Raw genomic sequence first — 5,379 nt, 5'->3', positions numbered from 1 at the left:
GGCATTTGCCTCCCCGCCGCGGTTCATGTGGGGATCACCGTTTCGTGATCTGGATGCGGTCCGCCACCGGTTGCAGCACCGAGGTGAGCAGGGTGGCGGCTTCGGTGTTGCCGCGCTGGACCAGCGGCCACAGCACGGCCGCCACCTCCAGCCAGTGGCTGTCGGCCGTGCCGGAGGCCGGTGCCTCCGGCTGCCGAGCCCCGGTGACCGCCAAGGACGATCGCCGGGCATCAGTCGGGGTCGGCACACCACCGGCCATGTCGGCGGGCACGGTGCCCGCCGCCGCGGGGACGGCCGCGCCTCCCGAAGGAATCGCGGCCTCGGCGGCGAGGTGATGTCCGTGCGGCAGTCCGCCGGACCGCATGGCGAACAGCCGCCGGACCAGCGGCCTGTCCAGTTCCGTGGTGTTGGCCGCGATGGCCACCGCGAGGATCACCACTCCGGTGGCCACGAACCAGCCGGGGACTTCCCCCAGCAGCAGCAGCCCGACCGGTAGGCCCATGATCGGCTCACCGGCGGCCAGCACACCGAACTTCTCCTTGCCGAGGTGGCCGATGGCCCGTGCCTCCAGCACCGGAGCAACTGCCACCGTGAGCAGGCCGGTGAGCACGGCCAGCCCGATGATGCGGGGCTGGAACCATTCCAGGCCCCCCGAGATCAACAGCCAGCTGGCCGCGCCCGGGATGGTCAGCAGACCGGCCAAGGCCAGGCCGACCGTTTCGGCGCCCCGCTCCTCCAGCTTCTCCATCGCGCTGATGTTGACGGCGAAACACGCCGCGGCCGCGGCGGCGAAGGCGTAACCGAGCCAGTCGGTGTGCGCCTCCTCCTGCAGCGACATGATCCATAGGCCCGCGCCGGCGAGCACCGGCCAGAGCACCGCGGCGTGGCGGGACTCGCGCACCGAGCCCCACACCGCCACCATCAGCGGGCCGCAGAACGCGATCGCGATCACCGTGGCGAAACTACCCACCCGCTGAGTCGCAGCGACCAGCAGCGGCAGATAGAACACGTTCGCCACCGCCACGCACCCGATCGGCCACCGGGCCGACCGTGCCGAGGCACGCTCCCGGCGGAACACTTCGGCGACCGCGCCGTTGGCGCGGAACGGCCGCACCTCCAGACCGAACCTGAGCGCGGCGTATCCCGCGAGGAACAGTCCACCGAAGATCGCGCCGAGCGCGCCCGGCGCGAAGGGGAACTGCTTCTCATCTTCGGCGCCAAGGGCGGAGAACGCGTCCCCCGCCACGCAGAACAGCAACCCCAGCAGGCCGATGACGACCCCCCGCAGCGTGCCGTTCCCAGGCAATCGCACCTTGGACATGAGCAAGCCTCTCTTGTTTGTCTTGTCTCCCCGGCGCAGAGCCGGGCGGCGGGCAGCCTCTGCCCACGACGAGTACAGTCCAGGATGAGCCAATAATGACAACCGTTATCAATCTCACGATTCGTCTGCGAGATGTTCGGGCGTTCGTCTAACGGTGGCCGACGCTGCTCAAGCGTCAGCCCTGGCAACGAGACCCGATGTCGGCGGGACCCTGAGTGTTGGTGGCGGGTGACAGCACCACGGTCTCTGGCCGGACGGGAAACTGCCAGGCCGTCCGCCTGCGGCCCGAACCGGCTCGCTATCGCCGTTGGACGTTGCACGTCACACGTGCGCACAGCACGGTCAACTTCGGCATGGGGGGCGGTACGGGATGCCGGGGAAGTGGGAGCGCCATGTGGGTTCGGCGATGCGCGGTGGGCCGAGGGGACAGAGGGAGGCGGCCGCGGTGTCGGTGGTCCACAGGCGGGCGGTGTAGTCGGCGCCGCCGGTCGCCAGGTAGGGCATGCCGGGTGAGAAGGCGACCGCGTAGACCGTCCCGCGATGTCCGGTGAGCAGCGCAGACCGGACGGGTTCCGTCCCGAGCGTCCACAGCGCGGTGGCCCCGTCCGAGCCGGCCGTTGCGAGGAGCCGGCCGTCAGGGCTGAAGGCCACCGAGTAGACGGCGTCGGAGCCCGTGCTCAGGCGGTGGACCTCGTGCGGCCGGCGGGCGTCGGTGATGTCCCAGAGGATCGTCGTGCGGTCGGCGGCGCCGCTGGCGAGGAGCCGGCCGTCCGGGGAAAAGGCAACGGCGTTCACGCCGTTGGCGTGGCCCTTCAGGGTCGCGGTCCTGGAGTTGCCCCGGGTGTCCCAGAGCTGGACGGTATGATCAGCGCCGGCCGTGGCGAGGAGCCGGCCGTTCGGTGAGTAGGCGAGCGCCTGGACGCCAGAGGCGTGGCCGCGCAGCACGGCGGGCGGGCTCTGTGGCGCGTCGGAGGCCCAGACGGTGACGTCGGGATCCTCTCCGGCTATGGCCAGATGCCGTCCATCGGGCGCGAACGCTACGGCGAACACGTTGCCGCGGTCCGGACGGAGTGTGATGGCGAGCCGGGGATGGGCCGGAGCGGCCACGTCGTAGACGCCGACCGTCCCGTCGAGGTCACCGGCCGCCAGCCGCCGGGAGTCGGGGCTGAAGGCGACCGACTGCACATGGTCGCCGAGGCCGCCGACCGACGCGACGGCGCGTGGGACGTGCGGATCGGTGACGTCCCAGAGGCGGAACGCCTGGTAGCTGCCGATGGCCAGCAGCCTCCGGTCGGGGCTGAAGGCGAGTGAGTCGACCTCGCCGTTGTTGCCGCCGAGGATCGGGCGGCGCAGGTCCCACAGGCGGATCGTGTCGTCGGCGCCCGCGCTCGCCAGGGTCAGGCCGTCCGGGGAGAAGTCCAGCGAGTAGACGGTGTCGGAAGGGCCCTCCAGGACGACCGGGGCGGTCGGCCGCCGGGGATCCGTCGTGTCCCAGAGGCGGATCGAGTGGTCGTAGGAGCCGGTGGCGAGCGTCCGGCCGGCGAAGGACGCGCCGCTGACGCCGCTCGTGTGGCCCTGCAGGCCGGCGACGTGGTCGAAGCGCGTTCCGGAGACCGCCCACAGGTGAACGAGACCGTCGAAACCGCTGACCGACAGGACGTCGCCGTCCGGGCTGAACGCGACGCTCAGGATCCGGTCGGAGTTTCCCTTCAGATCGGGCAGGCGGCGCGGCTGGCCGGGCGCCGAGACGTCCCAGACGTGCGCGTTCTTCTCGTAGGCCCCGGCGACGAGGACGCGCGCGTCGGGGCTGAAGGCCAGCGCGCTCACCCCCGCGCCCGCACCGGTCAGCACCGCGAGCGGCTTCGCCCGTGCGGGGTCGGCGACATTCCACAGCCGGACCGTCCGGTCGTATCCGCCGGACGCGAGGGTGCGGCCGTCAGCGGCGAAGGCGAGCGCCCGGACGCCGTCGGAGTGGCCCCGCAGCGTCACGAGCGGCGCTGGTCGGGCCGGGTCGGCGACGTTCCACAGCCGGACCGTCCGGTCGTCTCCGGTGGTCGCGAGGGTGCGGCCGTCCGGGCTGAACACCGCGGCCGTCACCGCGGCGGAGTGGCCGGTCAACACGGTCAGCGGCGCGGGATTGCGCGGGTCCGCGAGGTTCCACAGCCGGACGGTGCCGTCCAGGCTCGCGCTCGCCAGCGTCCTGCCGTCGGGGCTGTACTGGATCTGGTAGACGGCGCCCGTATGGCCGGACATCTGGACCGCGTACGGCGCCGCGTATCCGCTGAGCAGGCTGCCGCGCGCCTCGGTCGTCGGGGCGAGCCGGAACGCCGCGAGAGACAGCTGCGCGGCCAGCGCCGGATCGGCCGCCCGCAGCGACGTCGCCTCATTGGCGACCTTTGCCGACAGCGCGTCGTCACGCTGACGGGACACGGTGCCCGTCGCCCGCAGCGCGACGAGGCTCGTCACGGCGGTCATCAGCACGAGGACGCTCAGGAACGCGACGAGGCGGTAGAGCCGGCGGATCCGGGCGCGTTCACGCCGCGCGCCCGCCACGACGAACTCCCGCACCCGTGACGGCACCGTGCCCGGTGCGGCACCCTCCACCCACGCCCGCGCCTCCGCCAGGCGCAGGCCCTGGTAGAGGAGCGCGTCGTCGCCGGGCTCGCGTTCCCATTCCTGCGCGGCCTCCGCGAGGCGCTGGCCGAACAGCAGCCGGTCGCGGTCGAGCTCGATCCACTCCGACAGCCGCGGCCAGCAGCGGATCAGCGCCTCATGGGTGATCTGCAGGCCGTCGCGGTCCCGGGTCAGCAGCCGTGCGGCGACGAAGGGGGCCGCGACGTCGGCGAGCCCGTCGACGTCGGCGCTCGGGATCCGGTGCCGGATCACCGCCCTGGGACCGGAGATCCGCACGAGCTGGAGGAAGAGCGCCTTGACCAGCTCGCCCTCCGGTTCGTCGAACGTCTCGTACACCGCCTCCGCGGACTTGGCGATCGCGCCGTGGATCCCGCCTCCTGCGGTGTAGTCGGCGACGGTGAGCCGCTTGCGGTTGCCGTGCTCCCACGCCGTGCGCAGCGCGTGGGACAGCAACGGGAGCGCACCGGGATCGTGCGCGGCGGCGGTGTCGAGCTCGGCCGGGGCCAAGTCCCGCAGCACCAGCTCGACCAGGCCGTCCTCGACGTCCAGCGCGGCCTCGCGGGCCGGGCCGAGGACCGCGCCCCGCACCTCGGTCTCGTTCATCGGAGTGATCAGGAGCTGCCCCGCGCGCAGCACCTCGGCCAGCGGAGGGCAGGCCAGCGCCTCGCCGTAGAAGTCGGCGCGGAGCGCCACGACGACGACCGACCCGGCGGGTACTCCGCCGCCGGTGAGGCCGGCGACGAACGCGTGACGCCCGGCCTCGTCCTCACACTGGGTGAAGACCTCCTCGAACTGGTCGACGACCAGGCAGCACGGATCGTCGAGGCACAGCGCGCGCAGGGCAGCGGCCGGATCCCTGCCAGGTGTCATCCGGACGGGTGGGAGCCGCCGGTCCGAGCTCAGCACGGCGACGAGTCCCGCGCCGAGCAGCGACGACTTCCCCGAACCCGACGGCCCGACGACGGCCAGCGTCCCGCCGCCCGCGGCGGCCAGGCCAAGGACCCGCTCCAGCAGGTCGCCGGTCAGCCGTTCCCTGCCGTGGAACCAGCGGACGTCGGTCGGCTGGAAGGCTGCCAGCCCCGGATAGGGCGCTTCGGCGTTCGCCGCCCGCGGCCCGGGAGCCCGACGGAGCGCGGCAAGAGCGCCCGTCCACGGCTCGGGACCGGTGGCGCCGCAGACGGTCAGGATCGTGCGCAGGTTCTGCTGGGTGGGCAGGTGACGGCCGGAGAAGTAGCCGCCGAGCGTCGCCACCGGGATCGCGGTGGCGCGGGAGACGTCCCGGATGGTGAGCCCGGCGCGCTCGCGGAGCAGCGAGAGCGCCTCGGCGAATTCGGTTCGGTTCCGCGGGGCTCGGTCGGGTGGTGGCAGGAGACCATGCGCCGGCTGGCCGAGACCCGCAGGGCGCACCCCGGCCCGGACGTCAC

Annotated in this window: 2 protein-coding genes; both read right to left on the bottom strand. The window is 72.8% G+C overall.

The genetic code is table 11. From position 1 onward, the window contains the following. Positions 1 to 34: 34 nt before the first annotated feature. A complete protein-coding gene (locus tag AB0C69_RS37305) occupies positions 35 to 1,321 on the bottom strand; it encodes a hypothetical protein (RefSeq protein ID WP_360360411.1) in 1,287 nt (428 codons plus the stop codon). A gap of 342 nt (positions 1,322 to 1,663) precedes the next feature. Beyond that, a partial coding sequence (locus tag AB0C69_RS37300) for a helix-turn-helix domain-containing protein (RefSeq protein ID WP_360360408.1) occupies positions 1,664 to 5,379 on the bottom strand: 3,716 nt, incomplete at its 5' end.

This window comes from Actinomadura sp. NPDC048032, from assembly GCF_040653175.1.
Lineage (GTDB): Bacteria > Actinomycetota > Actinomycetes > Streptosporangiales > Streptosporangiaceae > Spirillospora > Spirillospora verrucosospora.
Note: the sequence above shows the minus strand (reverse complement) of the source record. Positions and strands in the feature narration are given on the sequence as shown.

Coding starts and splice junctions, on each gene's coding strand:
- AB0C69_RS37305 (WP_360360411.1), bottom strand. CDS start 1,321: ATGTCCAAGGTGCGATTGCCTGGGAACGGCACGCTGCGGGGGGTCGTC.